The following is a 22,633-nucleotide window of genomic DNA, read 5'->3' on the forward strand; positions in this document are numbered from 1 at the left end:
ATAATTTAAGTTATGTAGTAAAATACAACGCCAAAATGCAGAAGAGTAGCTATATTTGATATGGAGAATGCCATGCCTGAGAGAACACCCGCTAAGACAAATACGCAGAAACTTAGAGAAATCACGGATTCTTTACCTGAATTTACCCATCAGTATTTTTATTCGGGAACATCGAGTAAAGCCATACTTACAAGGCTTTCTTATGCACTTGATATAAAGTATTTCCTTGAATATGCAGTGAATTTCCTGCCATATTTTCCTGATAAACAGGTAAAAGACCTTTCCCTTGCGGATATTAAGCAGATAAAAGCCACAGATATCGACAGTTTTCTCACCTGGATGGATGAGGACCAAAAGCTCTCGGAAAGAACCAGAGCAAGGCGCAGATCCTCAGTATCGGGGCTCTTTGAATACCTGATAAATACCGAGAGAAAACTTGATTATAATCCGGTTTCCGGCTCACAATCCGTTGAAATTCCTGAAAATGAATATGTTACGTACCTTAATCTCGATGAGCAGGAACAGCTCCTTAATTGCATCAGATATGGCACGGGACTTACCAAAAGGCAGCTTGCATTCCATGAAAAATACAAAAAACGCGATCTTGCGATAATTTTCCTTTTCCTGGATACAGGCCTTAGAATCTCTGAATTACAGGCCCTTGACGTCAATGATGTGGTCATTTACGAGGATTCGTTTGACGAAGAAAAAAACGAGTGTTATGTTTTGGCACTGCGCAAAGGCAAGAAAAAAGCCGGTGTTGCGTCAAAAGTCTTTTTCTCCGATGAATCAAAGGAATATATTCAGGATTATCTGGAATCCAGGAAGATCCACGGCGAAAAGTTCACGGAGGACACTCCCCTCTTCTCTACTACTGCCGGAGAGCGCCTATCCATCCGCGAAATACAGCAGATGCTCAAAAAGTATGTAAATGCGTCTCTGAAACGCAGTGATATCAGCGTTCACAAGCTCCGCTCCAGCTTTGCCATGGAGTTTTATAAGCATGAAAAGAATATTCTGGTGCTTCAGCAGCGGATGGGACACAGATCCATCAATGCCACCAATATCTACGCCAGAGCCAGCGACAAGGAAGAAGCTGTCAAGAGCTCAAGAAATTGGCGAAAAAAATAGAGCGCTGTTAGCGCTCTATTCTTCCGGAATATTTCCGTATGAAGCAATTGCTTCATCGACTGTCATTTTGCCGTTTCCAATAGCATAGATAGCAGCTCTGAACTGTCTTACTGCAGGGTCCAAAAGACCTGTTTCCTTATCGCTGAAACTCCGTTTATCCGATACATCTGCCAGCGCCGAATAACGTTCGTCAGATGAGAAGTCATCGGTTGGTGTGATCAGTCGCTTTAATCCGGCCATGTTATTAAGCTCTTTCTTGGTGATCAAAAAGCGCATGAATTCATTGGCCATATCGAGATTCCCGCTGTTTTTGTTGACTGAGAAGCAAATACTGATCGAATTGATGAAATATCCGCCGTCGTCACCTGCAGGTACGGTAAAGAATCTGTATTTAAAGGGATTGGCGGTAAAAGCATCCGACTTACTTTCTCTCTTGGCTGTTCCTGATACTACATCGCCTGTAGCAAACATCATCGGAACATCTCCCTCAAAGAATCTCATGATAACCTGGTCATATTCGTCTGTGATCTCTTCCTGGCATTTTGTGATATCTATGGCGTCAGATTTTATAAATTCATCAAGCCTCTCAAGTGCCGGACGCATCAGCTCTCCTGATCCCGGCTCAAAATTATTGAGAGCATCTACCTTATCACTGTTCTGTATTACATTGTAGGCAAACATTGGATATACAAAGCAGTTAAACAGACCGGATCCGCTGAACTTGTCTGCTCCCATCATGGGGGACTCATATCCTGCGCTCCTTAGCTTCTCGCAGACGCTGACAAGCTCTTTATAGTTAGTCGGAACCTTTAATCCCTCTTTTTCAAAGATATCCATATTTACGAGCATTCCGTAGGATGTGGTAAATATCGGGAGCATGAGAACATCGCCGGAATCCGTAGTACGTATCAGAGAATCTCTGATGCAGGAATAGTCGATATCAAGCGATGAATCGGACAAAACCTCGCAGGCATCAAACATGGCGTCATACTTCTCATTTCCGATCATCGCACTGTTGGTCGTAAAGATATCCGGTGGCTCGCTGCCCACAAGAGCACTGGAGATTACGTTATTGTAGTCATCCATTGTCACATACTGCAGGCTTGCGTTGGGATAATATTCGTAGAAACGCTCAAACTCTGCTTCCAGCGACTCGAAGTTACCGTAACTTCCGGCAACAGTCAGGGAGAATTCGGTATCTTTGTCATATTTTGGGACAAAGGCCTTATCCGCACTTTTTCCACTGCCACAGCCCGGTAAAAGAAGCATAACAGCGATGCTCAAAGCAAGTACCATCCTAAAGTTCTTTTTCATGATCATTCCTCCTTTTTATTTAGAGGCTCCAGGTCATTCGCCAGTTGCCTGTATCTGGAAAGTAGTTCTTCAAGTTCTTTATCAAGCGTATCTAAATCACCGCTTTTCCCGGCTTCTTCAAGCCTTGCGGCGAGTTCGCCCAGCTCCAGCGCGCCTATTGAGCGAGATGCACTCTTAAGCGCATGAACCTTTATGGTTGTGTTCTTTATATCTTTCTCAGCCCAGTATTTTTCAATCTCTTCGGCCTTCTTTTGGGCACTGCCCGAGTACATCTTAAGAGTTTCGATATAATCCTCGGCATCGCCACAATATGAAAGACCTGAGTCTAAATCCAGCTCCGTGAGGCTGTTTAGGAAGTCCGGAAGTTCCTGATCGGGCGCTGTATTGTTATCGGAAACAACTGTTACCTTGTTCTTCGGAAGATATTGCAGTAACGTCATTTCCAGTCGCTCTGCGTCAATTGGCTTGGTGAGATAGTCATCAAATCCGGCATTGGTGTACATCTCGCGCATTCCCGATATCGCATTGGCGGTAAGACAGATTATCGGCGTTTCTCTATTTGAAGTGTCAGCTATGCCCTTCATCTCCTTAAGGGTCTCAATGCCGTCTTTTTCAGGCATCATATGATCCAGGAAGATAACATCATAGTGATTCTTAGTGAAAAGAGCTATTCCTTCATCGCCGCTTCCTGCCGTATCTATCTGCAATTCGGTGCGCTTTAGCAGATTTACAAATACCGTGAGATTAATGGCAGTATCATCAACCACAAGTACCCTTGCATCAGGCGCTGTGAATTTCTCGCGGTAATTTGCCCGCTCGTTGAGTGAACGTCTGAAGGCTTCCTCGAAATCGCCAATGGGATCCCACTTAACGACCTTCTGCTCAAGTTCAAAAGAAAATACCGAACCCTTACCATATTCGCTCTCAACCTCAAGATGACTGCCCATCATGTCAAGGAATCTCTGGGTGATGGCCATACCAAGACCTGTGCCTTCAATATTCCTGTTCTTCTTTTCCTCTATTCGTTCAAAGGCAACGAAAAGCTTATCGATGTCTTCGGGCTTTATTCCTATACCGGTATCTGCAACACTCACTCTGAGAATGACACGATCCGGATTATCCTCGGGCTTATGAGTATGAACTGAGAAGGTAACAGATCCTTCCTTGGTATATTTCACGGCATTAGAGAGGATGTTGGTGATAACCTGCTTTATCCTGATCTCATCGCCGCAAAGAGTTGTCGGAATATTCCTGTCTATATCCAGGTCAAAAACAAGGCCTTTTTCTTCTGCCTTCTGTTGCACCATATTCACAAGATCGTTGAGAAGGGAAGCAACACTGTAATCGACATTTATGATCTCCATCTTCCCCGCTTCTATCTTGGAGAAATCCAGAATATCGTTGATGATGCCAAGAAGCGTACTTCCCGCAGATCTTATGCTCTCTGAATACATTCTGATACTGTCATCTTTTGAATCCCTGAGTACCATCTCATTTAAGCCGAGTATCGCATTCATAGGCGTACGGATGTCATGAGACATGGTGGACAGGAAGTAGGACTTGGCCTCATTTGCCTGATTTGCCTGCTGCGCAGCCTCTGATAGCTTGCGATTGTAGGTCATCATGACAGTCGAATTGAATATCAAAAGAGCTATGAACCCAAGGGATGTTATTCCCAGGAGCAGCCAGTCAATGGACCTGTTTGCCACAAGGTCTTTTGCCGGAATATAAGCCAGTAAGAACCACGTTGTCATAGTCTCAAGGGGCGTGTAAGACAGCACACAGTCCTCTCCCTTGTAGTTCTTGATGGTCATAGTGCCTGTTCCGCCGGCTATTTCATTTATTACATTCCCATATTCCTCTGACGAGGTCGTATTATATGACTTGAAGTATTCAAAGAAATTGCTGTTTTTAAAGGATTTACCGTGGACAACGTAATTACCTTCCTTGTCTACGATACTTATTTCGACATTTTCATATGCGCCTTTTAAAAAGACAAGCTTCTGTTCAAGACGGCTGAGCGGAACAACTCGCATCAAAAGCCCATCTTTCTGCATTCCGCTTTCTTTATCAAGCAAAGTCACATGGTTTAAGAACGCGATGGACTGTACACCGTTCATGGGATTTGTATAGGCCCTTGTAAGGTGAACAACTTCGCCTGAGCTGCTCTCGCTGTCGATATTGTCAAAGATATTTATGTTTTTGTAGGAAACTGTATAGTCATCAGGGGCAGATACTTTGGCTGTTGTGGAGATACCTGTCCTCTCAGGGCTGTCAAGAAAGATCAGATGAGCCACAACCTCCGGGAAGATCCTGGTTTTCCCGACAAAGGATATGGCTTCCTCTGCTGTCATCGGGGTTCCGGCTTCTGCAGAACGATTGATATAGTTGGCCCATATATCACAAAGGTGTTGTTCATCTTCAAGGTAGTTGGCGATGATCTGATTGGTGGTCACGGTCATCTTTTCAAAGGCGATGATGCCATTTTCGTTGCTCTCCTGCGCCTTTGTATTCGCATACCTGATGATAAAGAACAGAATGAACCCCATTATGAGAAGATTAATTGTTATTATCAGGCTTCTTTTCAACCTCTGCCCTCCGGATTACAGCAAAGATAGTTGTACTTTGTTATTAATTATATCATTTTAGCTATTCTTGATGATAAAATATAAATGTTAAACCGCCCATTTCAGGAGGATTTGAAAATGAAAAAAATTTTACAGCTTGTAAGCGATGATTTCGAAGATCTTGAGCTTTGGTGCCCTGTCATGAGACTCAGGGAAGAAGGCTGCATTGTAGATCTTGTTGCCGAAAAACCGGGTATGTACCACGGGAAATACGGAGTACCCTGCGAAGTCACAATGTCTTTTAACGACATAAATGATGCAGATTATGACGGAGTGCTGGTGCCCGGTGGTTGGGCTCCTGATAAACTGCGTCGTTTTCCCAAGGTGCTTGAAATAGTAAAAAACATGGACCGTGATAATAAACTCATAGGTCAGATCTGCCATGCCGGATGGGTCCTGGCGTCTGCGGAGGTGCTACAGGGCAGAAAAGTTACCAGTACACCGGGGATCAGAGATGATCTGACCCATGCAGGAGCAACATGGCTTGACCAACCGGTTGTTATTGATGGAAACATGGTATCTGCCAGAAGGCCACCGGATATCCCGGAGTATATGAATGCGCTGGTTCAGGTACTTAAGAATTCAGCTCTTTGAGCTTTTGATATTCTGAAACATATAATCCACCAAAATAATTGTAACATCATTTCGACAACGAAATTCCTAAATAACAATAAAACAATTATTAAAAAGAGCTCCAAACAGAATCATATAATTCTGCTCAGAGCTCTTAATCATTCATAACAGAGAGTTTTCACTAAATAACGATAATCATGTTATAATCTTTTTATGGAAAACAAAAAATCCCGCGTGCTTATCGTCGATGATATGCGTATAAACAGAATAGTGCTGGCATCTATACTGGCGACACATGGAATCACCTCTGATCAGGCCGAAAGCGGCATAGAATGTATCGATCTGTGCAAGGCAAATGACTACGACCTGGTCCTGTTAGACCATCGCATGCCCGAGCTTGACGGAGTAGATACTCTTGTCAGGCTAAAAGAGATGTTTAAAGAGCGCGGAAAAGATGTTCCCATAATCTGTCACACAACAGAGGAAGGCCGAAGCAATGTAAATCTCTACAAAGCTGCCGGGTTTGCCGATGTTTTGATAAAGCCCGTTGATCCAAGGGAACTCTACGAAGCTATCATGATGTACCTTGGGGATGAAGAGCATTCCTCTGATCCGGAAGAAGATACTCCTTACGACTCCGGCTTATCTGATGCTGAGATTGTAAGCGGCGAAAGGTCCGGAGATTATGAAATTGATGTCAAAAAAGAAATAGAAAAGCTGCCTGTTTGGCTCAAGATCATTCCACAGCTTGATCTGGGCGCAGGCATTACCAATTGTGGCGACTATGAGGATTATCTGGACGCCCTATATATCTTTTACTCTTCTGTGGATGAAAAAGCTGATGAGCTGGGATTCTTTCTTGAGTACGAAGACTGGACCATGTATGCCTTAAGAGTCCACTCTTTAAAGAGCATGGCAAGACTTGTTGGTGCCAAGAAACTTGGAAAAACCGCAGCAATGCTGGAAGCAGCTGCCAGAGAAGAAAACTACAGCCTCATAAAAAGAGAAACAGGCGACTTTCTAAAGGCCTACAGAGAATTTAAGAATTCCCTCTCTCCTATTGAAAATGAGGAGATATTTGCCAATAAAGCAAAAGAGTCTGAGCAGATATCACCTGTTATTTCTAAAGAAAACAACCCCTTCCACCGCCCTTCTATTCTATATATCCAGAGCGGCGAGGGAATTGTCAAGAAAGGTATCGTAAATAATCTTACTGAGGCTAAGTTTAATGTCATTACAATACCTGATGAGCCAGACAGGATCATAACCGGCAGAAATGAAGCTGACATTGTGATCTACAATCCCGGGTCCAATGACGCATCCAATATCAGCATAACTATGAATCTTCTGGGAGAAATATGTCAGGATGATTCCAAGATACTGTGCCTTACAGGAGAACTTACCGACATCAACAAAGCTATGGCGTCAAATGGCTCACACAGAGTCTCAAGGACCTATCCAAGGCCGGTTGATATCGGGACTTTTGTAAATGATATGGTCTTTTTTACCGAGCTGGAAACTGATTTCCACAGAAAAAAGACCATCTTTGTAGTTGATGATGATCCGGCGTATCTGTCAGTTATCCATCACTGGCTAAGTTCTCTTTACAACGTTCAGTGCTTTAACAGCGGAAGCGAGATGCTATCGGGGCTCTCCACGGTTACTCCTGACCTGTTATTGCTTGATCTGGAGATGCCCAAAATGGATGGCTTTGACCTTATGAAGATCATCCGCACAGATTATACTGATCCCAGAATTCCTATAATACTCCTTACAGGCAATAGCAATAAGGATATCGTATTCCACGTTCTTGAGTACAAACCGGATGGATATCTTCTGAAAACCTCATCCAAGGAAAATATCCTTGACGTGATACACAGGTTTTTTGCTGAATCTATGTTTAAGCTGGCCCATGAGGGTAAGGCTGTTAATGACGAGAATACATAAGAATCAGGCATATTTATGGTCGAAGGAGGGAATATGCAATCAGATTTAATCATAAAAGAGAATGAATTTATCGATCCGGCGATCTATCCTGAAGACCAGCGCGGTCTGGTTGAGGATTTTAATGCGCGTATCAAGCGCTTGACAGGTATTATTACCGGAATTGGAAAAGAGTATCATACAATCTGGGTCATCAATTCCAAAACAATGGACATGGATCTGTACCGCTCCACCGGAGAGAATACAAATCGCTCTGCGATGGCACTGGGATTTCAATTTGACAAATACGACCGTTTTATTGAGGAATACGTAGACCGTTTCGTGGTAACCAACATTGAGAGCATCCAGCGTGATGTGAAGATGGACTTCGTACTTTCCAGGATCAAAGACGGAGATCTGTTTACGCTTGATTATATGCGTCTGGCTGATGACGGAAATATGTCCTATCATCAGATGGCATTTGCACTGGCCGGACAGCCGGGTGAAACGGATAATTTCATTCTGGCTTTCAGGGACATTGATAAAACCATTCGTAAGCATATTGCTGATAAGCGTTATTTGAGGGAACAGCTTGATATCGTGGAAACCTTAAGCCGCGATTACTACAATATCTTCAAAATAAATCCCAAGACCGGTGATGTGGTGATCCTGAAGCTGGACGGCTATGTTACCAAAGGTATGGAAGGTGCCGGAGAAAAGGTATATTCCTACGATGTACTCTATAAACAGTACGTAAAGGACCGTGTGTATTCAGAGGATCAGGAATGGATGTATGATGCCATCTCTCTTGAGACGATTAAAAGCAAGCTTAAAGATAATTCGGAGTATGTGTCCAGTTACCGAGTTATGGATAAAGGCGAGGTACACTACTATCAGTTTACGTATATTCTCATCAATGCCAATGTGCCAAACAGTGATCTGCTTGCCGGTTTCAAAAATGTAGATGACATTGTGGCTTCAGCAAAGGAGCGACAGAATCTTGAGATTCTTGCCAGCACCGATTTAATGACCGGTATTTTAAACAGGGGCAGCGGCGAGCGTAAAGTGATCGACGCTATGGCGAACAATAAGGCAGGAATGCTCTGCATTCTGGATATTGACAAGTTTAAAGAATTCAATGATAAACTGGGCCATAATGTCGGTGATAAGGTGCTTCGAGGAATCGCTGATGTTTTAAAAATCACCTTTAGGGATGAGGATATCATCTTCCGCTTGGGTGGTGACGAATATGCTGCATATGTTATGAACTTGAATGATGAAGAGGCCGGAAAAGTCGTATTGGAGCGTCTTTTTAGTGAGATTGCTAAAATGGATTTTCCTGAACTCGAAGAGAGAAAAGTCTGTGTCAGCGCCGGTGCTGCGTTCTACAAAGCAGGCGGGAAACAATCCTTCGAAGAACTCTATAAACTGGCGGACAGCGGTGTATATGAGAGTAAAAAGATCGATGGAAGCGCAGTGACTTTCCGCTAAGATAAGCAAAAAATAATCCAGGCAATGCCTGGATTATTCTTTTTTATCCACCAAAATTCCTCTAGACTATATCTTTTATTATTGCATCTAACTCTTTTGCGTATAAATAGTGTTCTTTTGCATCCATTTCACAGTCATAAAACAAAGCAACCACTTGTCCTTCTGCTTTTTGGCAAAGAATGCACTTTGATTTTCCTTGTGTCCAGATTCTTGGTAAAATCTGCCCTTCAACATTTGCAACTAAACTCTTAACATTCCCAAAGAGAATTAGTTGCTCAAACAAATCATAGGATTCAAGCTCTTTATCTCTTTTTATAATCTCAAATCTTTTATTTTCTATATCTGCTTCTGCGACTATTGCTATATTATATTTTTCGATAAATTCACTAATATTCATATTCCATCCACATCTTAAAATCCCTGACTCCGGGATAGCGGTCTAAACATCATATGTCAATATTTAGACATTTACGCAACCAATATAATCAAGCCTTATTTGAATTATTATCTATTGCAACATAATCACCCATTCTATACTGCCTCTTTTAATCATAAAGCATGGGGTGCTAATTATCCAAGATCAATCGAGGTCTTAATATAATGTACTTCTAACTCAGACATCTTAAAGTCTTTAAAATATCCCAATAATAATCCACGGTCATACTCTTCTGTAAATCCGAATTCTTTGTACCAGCTTTCTTTAACATTGATGCGGAATGATTCGCCATCTGCTGAAATAAATATTTTGTGAGTTTTTCCCATATAGTCACATACGGCCTCAACATCATAAAACTCACTTAATTCATTTAACTCAACAATTTTCGAATAAACTTGAAGGTATTGATGCTTCTTAAATCCCTTGTCCTCATCCTCTTTATCTTTCGACCATATTTCTACATGCCTTTTATCATCCTCAAGAGAAGCGTGATATTCCTTCCCTTCATATATAGCATATCTTCCTGTTTTATCCATTCTTATAACCTTCTTGTTTTCTAATACTCTTTATTTCGAATTCTACAGTACCATATTTTTCAAGAGATGGGTGAATACCTTTGAACTCCACAATCGCACATACTTCTCTTTATTAACCAAAATCTCAATTTCTGTTTTTTCTTTGATAATATCTAGGAATTCACTAGGGATATCAATTTTAGAATACTGAATTAATTCAATAATTTCGATTTGCCGGAAACTTCTCATCCGCAATTAGATTTTCTTATTCATATAATTTGTCAAATTTGCAAAATTGACTAATGTATATTATTTTGCATGCTTTAGTGACTTGAATCAGACAATTTTCAATTTCAAATTGAAGAAAATTTGACTAAGTCAGCTGAAATCTATCACCTGAGTCACTCAAGCATCATCAGAAGCTCCAAAAAGAGTGACTAAATTAGGGAATTATTGATGGCTTAGTCAAAAAATGAAAATATTTCAATGTATGCCTTTAATAGATACAAAGGGCCATTTAAGGTATACAAATGCAAATCAAAAGATCAATAATATTTGAAAAATATGCCTTCAAAAAACAAAAACGCCTTGTTAAGGCATATTTCCAAAATCCTACCCGCGCTTTGTCATCGCATATAATACTGAGAGTTAATCGCTCTACAAATTTGAATTCATATAAGCGTATAGCCTCTGAACCCGCGCACGGAATAGTACGAATCCGCCCCGTTATGGAATGTGAAAACCGTTCCGTAACGTCGTTCGCAGAACAATGCACCGCCCTTGTCGCGAATATCATCCGGCGTAGTGATCCAACTTGACGTTTTCAAATCAAATTCCCCGAGACTTTGCAGTCGGCGATAGAGTTCCTCCGTCATGATCAAAACGCCGATTTCTTTTGCTTTCCATTCGGCGCTGCCTGATGGCGGGTTTTTAGCACGCCCCTGTAATGCCTTTTCGTCATAGCACAGGCTTCTGCGCCCAGAAGGGGACTCCTTTGCGCAGTCGCAGAAAATTAGCTTTCCCGTCTTTTCGTCATAGCCGATGGTATCCGGTTCTCCTCCGCTCTCCTCCATCCTTCTCAAAACATCCATGGAGCCCGGATGCTCAAGCAAACGTTTCTCCACGTCAAGCCAACTCAGATCCATATGAAGATTCTTATTATCCTGAAACCTCGCTTTTAATATTTCTAACATGGTTTATCCCTCCAATCTCCCGATTTGAATTAAATTACAGCACTGCAGGTAGATATTTCTTGCTTTCTTTTTCAATCACATCGCTGATCCATTCCTTGTCCATAAGGTTGTCGAAAGCACCTGCCAGTACTGATTCGCCTGCATAATTGTCGAATTCGTTCTGTTTCTGTTCAAGCACCAGCATCATTTCTTCGTCTATGGTTTCCGGGCAAAGAAGATGGTACACCGTCACGTTCCTGACCTGGCCCATTCGGTAAACCCTGGAGAGTGCCTGGCTTGTAAGGGACGGCTTTATCTGCGGCTCACAGAATATCACCATGCTGGCAGCCTGTATGTTAAGACCAACTCCTCCTGCTATTATCTGGCAGAGCAGGATGCTTCCATCTTTTGCCTCGCCAAATCTGTCGACTATATCCTGCCTATGAGCTACGGGTGTATCTCCACTTATAACGCCTATGCACTTATCGCCAAGGATCGCGGCCACTTTGGATATGGTATCTCTAAAGAAGGAATATACAACGACTTTTCTTCCCTCCGCCTTTGCCTCATTGCACAGCTCAAGGAGCCTGCAGGTTTTAGCGGAAGTTTTTATGTCTTCCTGAAGAAAGCCCACGCGGCGCATATCCTGGAAATTCCTGTTCATGACAGCCGCAGTATACGCTTTTTGGTCGTCAAAAGACATTTCGCACCATTCCTGTTTCTCGTCGATAGGAGGCAGCTCTTTTAACACCTGAGTCCTTGTCCTTCGCAGATAAACAGGAGATAGCGCCTCTCTGAATTCCGGAACATGGCTAAGGTGCGCCATTCCTCGAACCTCCTTGGTCATGTCAGGCCTTACAAAATCTATCAGATTGCACATTTCATCGACACGATTCTCCAGAGGTGTCCCGGTCATCATAAGAATGCGCTTGGATTCATTATCAAGGCGCCTGATGTACATGGTCCTCTTGGCATCGGGGTTCTTGATGTAATGCGCCTCATCAATTACCAGCATCTCGAGAGTCATGTGATTGTCGATACGATCCACTATTTTCCCCATAGATTCGTAGTTGGTGATGGCGGCTCCCCCATGATCTCTCCACCTGTCAAATGCATCATCTAAAGTCTGGCCATGCAAAATGTACGTATCAATGTTGCTGAACTTCGAAAGCTCTTTTGACCAGTTGACAAGGACACTGGCCGGGCAGACCACCAGAAAATGGCATAATCCATCCGTGGTTTCTTGAATATGAGCCATGGCAGCTATCGCCTGAATGGTCTTACCAAGGCCCATCTCATCGCCGAGGAGGACCTTGCTTTGATGCAATATATACTTTGCGCCGAATTCCTGATACACACGCAGGTTCCCTCGAAAGGTCTTTTGCGAAAGTTGCATGCTACTTATTTCTTCGGCCAGCTGCCCGGGTATGCTGTCGTAGATAAACGGCCTGTTACCACTGCTACTTCCAAGCTTCTCCAGCAGGGCATAGAAATCCGCACTGTTCAGGGTAAAAGCCTGCACGGCATCTACACTTGGCGAATTGATGGCGCTGTGATACCTGTCAATAAGGCCAAGGAGCTTTTCAAAGAAAGCGCTGTTGCAGAATTCATATATCTCTGCAGCCATATTAATGGTGCGTGTTTTCTTATCGTTTCCGGAAAAGAGCCATCCAAAGCCGCCAAGTATTATACCTGAGGATGCGACTTTCACGGCATACAGATCAAGGTTTTTGGCCGGCTCCTGAGCATCTCTGCGCACATCTTCACTCTTTAGATAGCGGTACATCTCAGTAATCAGCTCAGGGTCATTTGCATCAAGCACTATGGAAACCCTTGATGAGAGGCTGTTTGCAAATTCAGTGATAATATGCCTTATGGCCTCTATCTGCTTATCGCCGATGCCTTCTATGTTCCGGATGTCGTAATCAGTAGCTTTTGCGATCTTCCCAAGGTCGGTATATCCGGCCTCCTGAAGGGCTGCCACGCGTATACCAACCTTGGCATTCTTAAGCTCCTCAACGGAAAATTCGCCAAGAGATTCTCTGGCTTTTTCGGATGCCATCCTTTTGCAAATGGCTTTAATGCGGCTTTCCTGCGAGTCTTTCTCTGCATAGATGCTCTTAAACGCATCGTTGGTGTCATTTATCGCCTTTATTAGTTTTTTCAGATCCTTAAAGTCAGGTTTCTTCATGGCTTCATACCTTTATCGGCTGTGTCTTGAGACTCTGTTAGCTTCATTTTAATGTATCCACGTATTTCATTCTTTTAGCATCATCAAGACCACAACCAGTAGGATTGCCGGTGAGATCCATATTGTTCCAATACCAAACCTTGCGGAAAGTACCCCTCCGATGCCGGCTCCTGTGGCAAAGATAAGAATAATGCCAAAGAAATGCAATGCCTTATACAAGGATCCCTTCTCTTTTGTTCTGAAATACTGTGACAGGCTTTCCGTACCGCTCCTAAGATTGCCGATACACATCGTACTGGCATATCCATATCCATGAACTTTTCTGAATGTCTGCACCTGCATGGCACATGAAAATGAAACCATGATATTTGCAAGCATATTTACCCCTGTCGGCATAAATCCTACCGCCAAAAGCATTGCTATCTCTATAAAAAGTATGATCTGTCTCCAATGGATCTTGCTGCCAGTCTTAAACCTGCTCTCGATCCTTTCAGCCAGAAAAATACCTGCAGCAAATGATAGGAGCGGGAGCATATAGTGTAATCCCTTATTCCACTCTCCTTGCATAAAGTTCTGGCTCATCAGTACCACGTTACCGGTCTGGGCATTTGCGAATACGCCATCCCTCATGTTATAAGTATATGCATCCTGTAGTCCTCCCGAAAATGAAAGCAATGCACTTAATCGAAAGCTCTCAGAGGTCTGCGTTTTTGCAATCGACATCTCATACCTCCAAATATGACCATTAAATTTATATCAAGTATTCCAATTTATCTTCTAGAATATTATATATTAGTACGCCGGTGGAGAACGATCTCCACTTTACAATCGCCCTGCACGGATACAGGTTACGGCGTCTTTCATCCTTGCAGATACAAGTCCGTGCACAAACCACAAGGAAGCTATCGATCATTATCTTCTGATATAACTTATCATCCGCAATTAGATTTTCTTATTCATATAATTTGGCAAATTTGCAAAACTGACTAATGTATATTATTTTGCATGCCTTAGTGACTTGAATCAGACAATTTCACTTTCAAATTGAAGAAAACTTGACTAAGTCTGCTGAAATCTATCACCTGAGTCACTCAAACATCATTAGAAGCTCCAAAAAGAATGACTAAATCAGGGAATTATTGATGGCTTAGTCAAAAATTGAAAATATTTCAATGTATGCCTTATATAAGAAAAAATATAGCTATAGGGCATACATTTTGGTGCCAGTGAAGGTTTTTCCATACGTAATGTATGCCTTTAATAGATACAAAGGGCTTTTTAAGGCATACAAAGGCAAATCAAAGATCAATAATATATAAAAAATATGCCTTTAGAAAACAAACACATCTTGTTAAGGCATATTTCTAAAATTCCGCCCCGCACTTTGTCATCGTACATAATTCTGGAATATATTTTCCGATATAACTCTCTTATGATACATTCTCTGCAATAGGTAATCCAAAGTCATAGAGTTCCCTCACTTTTTCCTGGTCATAATTAGCTTCACAGCAATACCCAGCCCCACAATAATAAGCAGGCATGGTAGATAATCCCAAATTAAAGCCGGAATCAGAATCGTGATAATAACAACCAGATCAAGAATATCAACTTGTTCTATAATAATATACCCCGCAATCACTGCTACAGCCAAAACAACTATGCCAACAATAAGTGCTATTTTCCACGATTTGTTTCTAGAATATTCCTTTGTAACCCTCATTACATTGTCCCCCAAGTAGTATTTAAAGAATTTATCCTATTATATCTACCTCACATTGCACCTACAATCATTATCTTGAGAAAATAAACCCTCCTAATTCCCTATTTGAATGTTAAATTCATCTGGCAATATAATAGAGCCCTGAAACATCCCTGTTTCAGCGCCCTTATCCTTCGGGCAAACCCTCAGGAATATATAGATATGTCCATTCCCGATGTTGACTCGTTAGCTATTGTCAGGATTGCCACAGCGATTGCTGACGTACCTGTTACAGGATTGACTCCAATTCGACGGATTAATGTGTGGACATACGTATCCTGACCCATTTTTTCATCAACAACCAAACGTCCACCTTTCCTGCCACAATGCATAATAGCCTTAAGAAATGTCGATTCATCTCTGTCTTTAGTATCGAGTATATCTCTTTTTAATGTATTGAAGTCAATATTTAACGTCCGTTTCAGGAAATCACGGTATGAACGGTTACAACGGTTATACCACAACTTTGTGTCATTGACTTCTATAATGCACATAGGCAGTGAGTTGAAGTACTGCGTCATGATCTCATCATTTTCTCCATTAGAAAGCGTTGAGAAATCATACAGATTGAGGCGTCCTATCGATGCATAATATTCTGCCTCCTCCGGGTTCTCTATTGTAAGCGCCTCTCCCCTTTCAATCTTGGCAACTATTTCCTCAAAAGGAGTAGGTTTTCCGTAGTAGTAGCCCTGTATTCTCGTACAGCCGATCTCACGCAGGAATTCTACCTGTTCTTCCAGTTCTACGCCTTCACAAAGAGTATCAAGTCCCAGACTTATAGCCATATTTACAAGCTCGGTTACGATGATCTTTCCTTCTTCACCCTCATCAAAGCGCTCCATGAAGCGCATATCAAACTTGATTAGATCAAAGTGCAACTGATGAAGTACGTCCAGAGATGAGTAGCCGCTTCCAAAATCGTCCATCCAAACCGGGAATCCAAGCTTCTGGAATCTGGCAACCTGCTCCTTCATAAAGTCAAATTCTTCACCGATTACACTTTCCGTAATCTCCACAGAAATAAGCGAATGGTCAATGCCTTCAGCATCAACTCTCTTTCGTATTTCCTCTACGATATCACAGCTCTCAAAATCCATACGGGACAGGTTGATAGATTGGGATATCAGGTAGTATCCCAGTTCTTTCTGTTTCTTCATCTTTTTAAGTACCTGTTCCAGCACATAAAGATCAAGCTTATATATCAGTTTGGCCTGTTCCAAAGCAGGAATAAAATATCCCGGTGAAAGGAACCCAAGTTCAGGATCTATCCAGCGTGCCAGAGCCTCTTCATCACATACCTGACCATTGGAAGCGCGCACGATTGGCTGATAGTACACCTTGATCCAGCCTTCTTCAATGGCACGGTCCAGATTCTGGATGATGTGAACATTGATCTCGTTCCTCTTTAGCATGTCTTCATCATAATATGTAATTGTTGAAGACAACTCTCCCTTCTTCCTGTCGGCTGCAAATTTTGCACGATCGCAGGCAACGTTCACATCTACATCTTCAAGGGCGTTGTTATAGATTCCCACGCGAATCGGCAGCTCTTTTCCATCCACGGCTGTTCTGCATTCATCCAAAACTTTTTGGAGTATCTCATCTACCTTGTCTCCTTCTGCGACTGCAGTGAAATGATCTCCGCTAAAGCGGCAAATTCGGTGTTCTCCAAAGTTTTCGGCCAGAATTTTGGAGAAATCCATAATAAGCTTATCGCCCATTTCAAATCCATACTGTCGGTTATAGTATCTTATACCTATAATATCGATATAGACCATTACCGGATCAAGTCCTTCTGAAAGGATGCGTTTCTTTTCCTCTACCGCCAGCTTAAAAAAGTGACGCATATTAGGAATATCTGTCATTGTGTCATAGAAGATCTGATGATTCAGATTCTCAATATAAAGCTTCAGCTGATCCCTCATTCGCATGAAAGCATTAGTCAGTGCGCCAATCTCATCCTTGCCCTGATATGTCAGATCAACATCATAGTCAGCATCAGCAAGCCTCTTTGAAGCATTTGTGAGCTGTTTCAAAGGACGGGTAAGTGCTTCTATCACGAGGAGAATCAGTAAAACGAAAACAAAGATGACTATCACGGTAATCAGTGCAATATCTCTGATAAGTGTGATCCAGGGAGCATTGATCTCTTCTGTTGGCGCAATACAGACCACGTGCATACCATTTGACAGTGTGGAAAAAGACATCTGCCTTTTTGTGCCATGGGCTTCATAGCGTATGAGATCATTACCGCTATTTTCTTTTGTGAGGGTTTCAGACGAAACGCTGAGCTGTAATTCATCAAGATCGCTTGTGATTGGAAGATCAGGATGATAGATTACCTTTGCGTCTTTATCAAGAAGACAAACAAAACCGGTGTCGTAGATACTGATATCTTTGACCTGATCTATAAGAATCTCACAGGGAATATCCATTCCAAGTACACCGATCAGCATACCGGCTTTATAAATGGGAACAAAGTATGAATATATCCACTCTTTCTGGAAAATGTATGGGCCAACCCATCCGGGCCTTCCCATGTCAACGGCAGTATCATACCAGGTTGCACCGAGTTGCTCACTGGGTGTGAGATTTGACGCATCAAGCGGAGCTTTTTCAATAAGGCCCGTCTTTCCTTCTTTCATGTAGAAGAATCCATGAACATTTTTACTGATCTCAGGGCTGATGCAATAGTAATATGAGTTTATTCCTTGTGTATTTTCCGCCACTCCGGAGAATAATCCCTGAACTTTATTGCAATAAGATTCCAAGTAATCATCCAAAGCTTTGATCTGATCAGGTGTCTGTGCGCTTATATCCGTTCCGGTTTTTATTGCACCATAATTAGCCAATACAACGCTGTCAAGATCATCAATAGCGATATTGGACGTAATTTCTGCAGACTGCTCAATACTCTCAAAATACTTTTCAAGAGCTTTGTCAGTATCTGAATTTATCAGATTCATCATATCTACGGAATTCTGGTCTGTTTCTCTTTGGATAATAAAATAACTTGCGCCAAAGACAGACAGAACACTCGTAAGGATTACCAGAACCGTGATTATTGCGATTTTAGAGCGGATTGAATACATTGACTAACTCCTTTTTCAAGAAACCTACTCCTCATCACTTATTATGGACATTTCACAATACTTGTTTTTTACCGAACCATTCCAGGACGCTTGTATCCCCTGAAGTCTCTCCGATGTAACGTAGTAACGTGTTCTGGAATAAAGAGGAATCCAGGCAGCATCTTCCTGAACAATTATGCGTTCAAGATCCTGATATTCTTTGATGCGCTCCTTCGAATCTGAAATTACACGAGCCTGCTGAATTCGTTTCATGACCTTTTCATCCGAATAGCACAGACTACGATAAGTAGTATTATGGCTATTCCCAAAAAATGTGTAGATAAAATTGTCAGGATCATTAAAATCTGCCATCCACTGAGCCGTATAACATGCAAGTTCTCCATTCTTTCTCTTGCTCATAAAGTCACTTTCGTCTATAACTTTTATTTTTGCCCTTATACCTACTTCGTCCCACATGGATTTTGCCATCTCAAGGACCTGTAATTCCCATCGTGTCGAAGCAGAGTTCACACTGACAGTAAGGTCAAAACCGTCTTCGAGGCCGGCCTTTGCCAAAAGCTCTTTTGCCGCCTCCGGATCATAAGGGATTTCCGGAAGATCAGGGTTATAGCCATAAAGCCCATGCGGGAATATTCCATTCTCAATCTGTCCACGACCGCCATAAACCGCAGCCAACAGAACCGGACGGTTTATTGCCATCTGCATGGCCTTACGCACTCGCACATCACTCAGAGGTTCTATGCTCTCATTTATCGCAATATACGTTATTCCAATACGTGGAACGCTGAACAGCCTGTCCTGATACTCACTTCCATGTAAAAAGAACTCTGCAGCGTTGCCAAGCTCATCGAGATCAAGCACGTCAATCTCTCCATTTTCAAACATTCTTCGGATCTCACGGGCATCATTTACAAAGCGAAGATCAAGTCCTTCGCATTTAGGAATGCCCATCCAGCAGTGCTGATTTGCAGTCAGGAGCATTCCTTCTCCGGGCGTCCATGTTCTTAGGACAAAAGAGCCTGTCCCTATCGTCCATTTTGGATCTTTCCCAAAGAGATCTCCTGCCGCCATAGTCGATTCCTGGTCAAGGATTGAGGCTCCGGGCATTGAGAGACAGGCTAAAAAAGCCTCAAATGGCTGCTCTATTGTTATGACAAAGTTCAGGTCATCAAGAATCCTGAAGCCTTCCAGATGGTCTGTCTCCCCACTTTCCAGTTCACCAGCACCGACGATTATATCGACTATATCGCTATTACAGGAATCCGGGTGCGTTAAAAGCCTTTCAAATGTAAATTGTACATCAGACGCTGTAAGCGGCTTTCCATTACTGAATTCTACAGCTTCCTGTAGGTGGAAAGTATATTTCCTTCCGTCATCGGAAATCTCCCAGGACTTGGCCAGGGAAGGAAGTATCTGCATATTTCCCGCCTCATCGTTCTCCATTTCTACGAGACGGTTGAATACATTCTGAGCAATGGTGTAATGGATAGATGTGCATTGGAAATCTACTGTGTCAGGCTCGTCTTCCACCGCCACCAGAAAATGTGATGTTTCATATTTCTTGGGCTCAAATTGTTGGAGCGTTTTGCTTGTTGATGTCTGCGATCCACACGAAGTATCTACGAAAATCGAAGCTGTCAGCAGAACGCATAGGAATATCCTACAAAAATAATCATTCTTCATGGCAGCCTCCTTTCTTTAGTAAACTTTTTGCATGACACCAACGATATTTAGGCATAATATTACCATTTAATTGTAACATGAACGGGACGCAAAAAATCTTAAATGTCCATAAACCATTCTTCTGCCATGTCCATCATTTCATCAGTGTTCATGCTAGCACTTGGAATAATACTCAGCATATACACCGATTGTTTTATCTTCTGTCTCTATACCAAGAAGATACAGGGTTTTCAGAAATCCTAATGCAATTTTCATGTATAGGTTGACTGTTCTTTCTGTTCGATGTGAACGATGTTAACTAAGTAATATTATCCTAAAAAAAGGCAAGAAAAAGCCGTACATTAGATACATTTCTGTACCATCTGTACGGTTTTGGGGAAGTATATATAACCTTAGTTTTACGAAGTGCAGTATTAACGTGTTAAAGCGTTTTCTTTTATAATAACACCCAGAGGGTCTTTTGTCAAAGATTCTGGGTGTTCTAAATGCTCTGTATTGCGTTTTCAGGATCTCATATGAAGAATTCTACGATTTGAGCCATGATTTTTGATCAATTATCTTCCAATTTAATATATCATTTAATTCCGTAAAAATTCCTCAAGTGAATCTGCAATTAGTTCTGATTCGTTATCTATAGGATCAAATTCATAAACCTTACCATCAAACAAATAAAATGGATTGCCTGCACCATCATCCGAGAACACCACGCCTGACAATCCGTACTCATTCTGATAAAAAGAACTCCACTTTTTGATTTCATCATAGGGATAGATGATCCATCCAATTTCCATCATTTCTCCGGTCTTAGGATGAATCATAATTTCCATTATCCCGTTTGAATGCCCAAGTATTGCTATCAACTCTTTAGGAAGAGTATCATCACAGTTTAAAGGTTCCTGTAAACTTATCTTCTCTTTATACTTTTTATTTATCAGATTGAATACATTCATTCATATCCACCCTTATTCTTACCATGATAATATTCATCATATCCATATAAACTAGTTCCATCTCCATAATGACTATCGTATTTGTTAGCCTCGGTTAATATATTCAATCACAAAATTATTCGCTTCTAACAGCTCAATCAACTTATAAGCGTTATCATAATCCCCAAGATTAATGACAGCTTCAGATGGTCCTCCATAAATCGTAAGGACACTGCCTCTCAAAAAGCATCTGGAAATTTGTGAAAATAATACCTTCCTTCGAAGTAACCCTCTATAGATAACGAAATATTCATCATATATTACTATTTTGCTAATTGTCAAAAAATAAACCAGAAATACAATGATTGTTCCCGCTAAAACATAGAGGATGCAAAGAATCACTGTTTCTGCAAGAGAATTACCAATAAAACCTTTTGCAAGTACTGCCGCGCAAGCTATTGTTGAGGTACTTACCGCGCCTATTGCGGTTCTCATTCCAGCACTTCTATTTCCTTTTAGTACTATCTTATTATCCATTGTCTTCCTCTGATGTTATCTTTACTCCGGCATCCTGTATGTATTTATACCACAGATCATAATTATGCATGTGCTCACCAATCTCCAGAAATAACCAGCACTTTTTTCCGTTAAAATAGTGTGTTAAACACTCAAGCTGCCTATTGCCGCCACCAATGTATTCAATGCGTGCTTCAGTAATTTCACTAACTGAATACTGCCTTTTGCGATAGACGCATATAGTAATCTTGTCTCCCTTAACGTATATCTTTTCAAGGAACATTCCAAGGTACTTTATAAAGAACCATACCGATATGGAAACAAAGAAAACTACTACTGCAATAATTATAACTACTTCTGTCTTGTCCCGCTCAATAGCAAAAGCTTCGTGTGGCAGATATATCCCCGAAAATGCGAACATGGCTATTGACACCGCCAAAGAAAGCAACGCCAAATACCTTCCTCTAGGCCTTAAACAAAAATCATAGTTTTCCATATTTTCTCCATTCATATTCCAATTCGAACGAAACCATTCCTTCATTACGTTAACACAACTATTTTTCGTACTTTTATGACATTATACCATCAGGGCATGCATCCACAATTCAAAACACGGAAAAATAAACGCTGATAATTTCCTATTCACAAGCAAAACCCTCAGTTCCGGGGATTGTCCCAAAACTGAGGGTCGACTTTGGTTTTACAACAGTATCAAAAGAAGTTACCCTTTAGACTTGAGATGCTCTGAAGGTTTTTTAACCAAGTTATTTTAGCAAATTATATTGCGATTTTATGTTCCAACGTTCATCCCGACAAACTTGAATTTAACGCTCTGATGAATATTTTGCAATCCAGCCATCTTCAGTGTATAACTCGCCAGCTAATCCATCTGAAACATCTCGAATATCATCTTCACCGACTGTAAGTATAAAATTATCGCTATCTTCAATCATACACAAAGTATTATGAAGGCTTGTGTCCACAATCATAGGGATTAGGTCCTTAATAAATTCCTTAGCGCTTTCATCCAATGATTCATATCTTCTAAAAAGAGCCTGATTATCCTCTGATTTCATCAAACCACTTATTTTTTTATGATACTGTCTAATGGTGCGATCTCGAACCTCTTTTATAAGATCTTTTCCGAAATCATCCTTTGAATACATATCTTCCTCCTACAAATATTGATTCTTAATATATGAGTAGAGGCTTTTACAGTCCCTGCTCTTTCTTTATGATGAAGGTGATTGGTCTGACGTAATTTCCGATTGGGACACCACG

Annotated in this window: 18 protein-coding genes; 4 read left to right on the forward strand and 14 right to left on the reverse strand. The window is 41.5% G+C overall.

All coding sequences use genetic code 11. From position 1 onward, the window contains the following. Window positions 1-72: 72 nt before the first annotated feature. Window positions 73-1,131, forward strand: a complete 1,059-nt coding sequence (locus G633_RS0107070; RefSeq protein ID WP_026519495.1) for a tyrosine-type recombinase/integrase — start codon at window positions 73-75, stop codon at window positions 1,129-1,131. A gap of 15 nt (window positions 1,132-1,146) precedes the next feature. Here the strand turns inward: G633_RS0107070 and G633_RS0107075 are convergent, their stop codons facing one another. Then, on the reverse strand, window positions 1,147-2,445 hold the full coding sequence (locus tag G633_RS0107075) for an ABC transporter substrate-binding protein (protein ID WP_026519496.1): 1,299 nt from the start codon (window positions 2,443-2,445) through the stop codon (window positions 1,147-1,149). A 2-nt stretch (window positions 2,446-2,447) separates the two neighbouring features. Continuing rightward, window positions 2,448-5,033, reverse strand: coding sequence for an ATP-binding protein (locus G633_RS19195; protein WP_051200026.1), 2,586 nt, complete (start codon window positions 5,031-5,033; stop codon window positions 2,448-2,450). Window positions 5,034-5,150: 117 nt separating this feature from the next. On the opposite strand from G633_RS19195, the gene G633_RS0107085 reads away from it, so the two are divergent. From G633_RS0107085 to G633_RS19200, 3 genes are all read left to right on the forward strand, one after another. Beyond that, entirely contained in the window at window positions 5,151-5,666 is a 516-nt protein-coding gene (locus G633_RS0107085; protein ID WP_196804241.1) for a type 1 glutamine amidotransferase domain-containing protein, read from the forward strand. Window positions 5,667-5,858: 192 nt separating this feature from the next. Then, on the forward strand, window positions 5,859-7,592 hold the full coding sequence (locus G633_RS0107090; RefSeq protein WP_081664711.1) for a response regulator: 1,734 nt from the start codon (window positions 5,859-5,861) through the stop codon (window positions 7,590-7,592). Window positions 7,593-7,625: 33 nt separating this feature from the next. Further along, window positions 7,626-9,059 carry a GGDEF domain-containing protein gene (locus tag G633_RS19200; protein WP_026519499.1) on the forward strand — a complete coding sequence of 478 codons (1,434 nt, stop codon included), beginning with the start codon at window positions 7,626-7,628 and terminating at the stop codon, window positions 9,057-9,059. Between the two features lie 61 nt (window positions 9,060-9,120). Here G633_RS19200 and G633_RS0107100 read toward each other — a convergent pair whose 3' ends face one another. The 12 genes from G633_RS0107100 to G633_RS0107160 all read right to left on the reverse strand — a co-directional run bounded on the left by G633_RS0107100 (window position 9,121) and on the right by G633_RS0107160 (window position 22,518). Beyond that, the gene (locus tag G633_RS0107100) at window positions 9,121-9,456 is read right to left on the reverse strand and encodes a hypothetical protein (protein ID WP_026519500.1); all 336 of its coding nucleotides are present in this window, start codon (window positions 9,454-9,456) and stop codon (window positions 9,121-9,123) included. 173 nt (window positions 9,457-9,629) lie between these two features. Next, window positions 9,630-10,031 carry a hypothetical protein gene (locus G633_RS0107105; RefSeq protein ID WP_026519501.1) on the reverse strand — a complete coding sequence of 134 codons (402 nt, stop codon included), beginning with the start codon at window positions 10,029-10,031 and terminating at the stop codon, window positions 9,630-9,632. 650 nt (window positions 10,032-10,681) lie between these two features. After that, the gene (locus G633_RS0107115; RefSeq protein WP_022767526.1) at window positions 10,682-11,203 is read right to left on the reverse strand and encodes a DUF4256 domain-containing protein; all 522 of its coding nucleotides are present in this window, start codon (window positions 11,201-11,203) and stop codon (window positions 10,682-10,684) included. A 34-nt stretch (window positions 11,204-11,237) separates the two neighbouring features. Next, window positions 11,238-13,373, reverse strand: a complete 2,136-nt coding sequence (locus G633_RS17695; RefSeq protein WP_051200027.1) for a DEAD/DEAH box helicase — start codon at window positions 13,371-13,373, stop codon at window positions 11,238-11,240. A gap of 66 nt (window positions 13,374-13,439) precedes the next feature. Further along, window positions 13,440-14,096 (reverse strand): YoaK family protein, encoded by a 657-nt coding sequence (locus G633_RS0107125; protein ID WP_026519502.1) that lies wholly within the window; start codon window positions 14,094-14,096, stop codon window positions 13,440-13,442. Window positions 14,097-14,850: 754 nt separating this feature from the next. Beyond that, on the reverse strand, window positions 14,851-15,093 hold the full coding sequence (locus G633_RS0107130; RefSeq protein WP_022767529.1) for a hypothetical protein: 243 nt from the start codon (window positions 15,091-15,093) through the stop codon (window positions 14,851-14,853). A gap of 185 nt (window positions 15,094-15,278) precedes the next feature. Next, window positions 15,279-18,224, reverse strand: coding sequence for a bifunctional diguanylate cyclase/phosphodiesterase (locus tag G633_RS0107135; protein ID WP_026519503.1), 2,946 nt, complete (start codon window positions 18,222-18,224; stop codon window positions 15,279-15,281). A 24-nt stretch (window positions 18,225-18,248) separates the two neighbouring features. Then, window positions 18,249-19,907: an ABC transporter substrate-binding protein gene (locus G633_RS17700; RefSeq protein ID WP_051200028.1), complete on the reverse strand. Its 1,659-nt coding sequence runs from the start codon at window positions 19,905-19,907 to the stop codon at window positions 18,249-18,251. A gap of 578 nt (window positions 19,908-20,485) precedes the next feature. Then, a complete protein-coding gene (locus G633_RS0107145) occupies window positions 20,486-20,857 on the reverse strand; it encodes an SMI1/KNR4 family protein (protein ID WP_026519504.1) in 372 nt (123 codons plus the stop codon). Between the two features lie 84 nt (window positions 20,858-20,941). Further along, window positions 20,942-21,373: a hypothetical protein gene (locus tag G633_RS0107150; RefSeq protein WP_026519505.1), complete on the reverse strand. Its 432-nt coding sequence runs from the start codon at window positions 21,371-21,373 to the stop codon at window positions 20,942-20,944. Then, complete coding sequence (locus G633_RS0107155) at window positions 21,366-21,848, reverse strand: hypothetical protein (protein WP_155834929.1); 483 nt, start codon at window positions 21,846-21,848, stop codon at window positions 21,366-21,368. The genes G633_RS0107150 and G633_RS0107155 overlap by 8 nt, the downstream gene beginning before the upstream one ends. 328 nt (window positions 21,849-22,176) lie before the next feature. After that, window positions 22,177-22,518 carry a hypothetical protein gene (locus G633_RS0107160; protein ID WP_026519507.1) on the reverse strand — a complete coding sequence of 114 codons (342 nt, stop codon included), beginning with the start codon at window positions 22,516-22,518 and terminating at the stop codon, window positions 22,177-22,179. Between the last annotated feature and the right edge of the window lie 115 nt (window positions 22,519-22,633).

Source organism: Butyrivibrio sp. FCS006 (genome assembly GCF_000424525.1).
GTDB lineage: Bacteria > Bacillota > Clostridia > Lachnospirales > Lachnospiraceae > Butyrivibrio.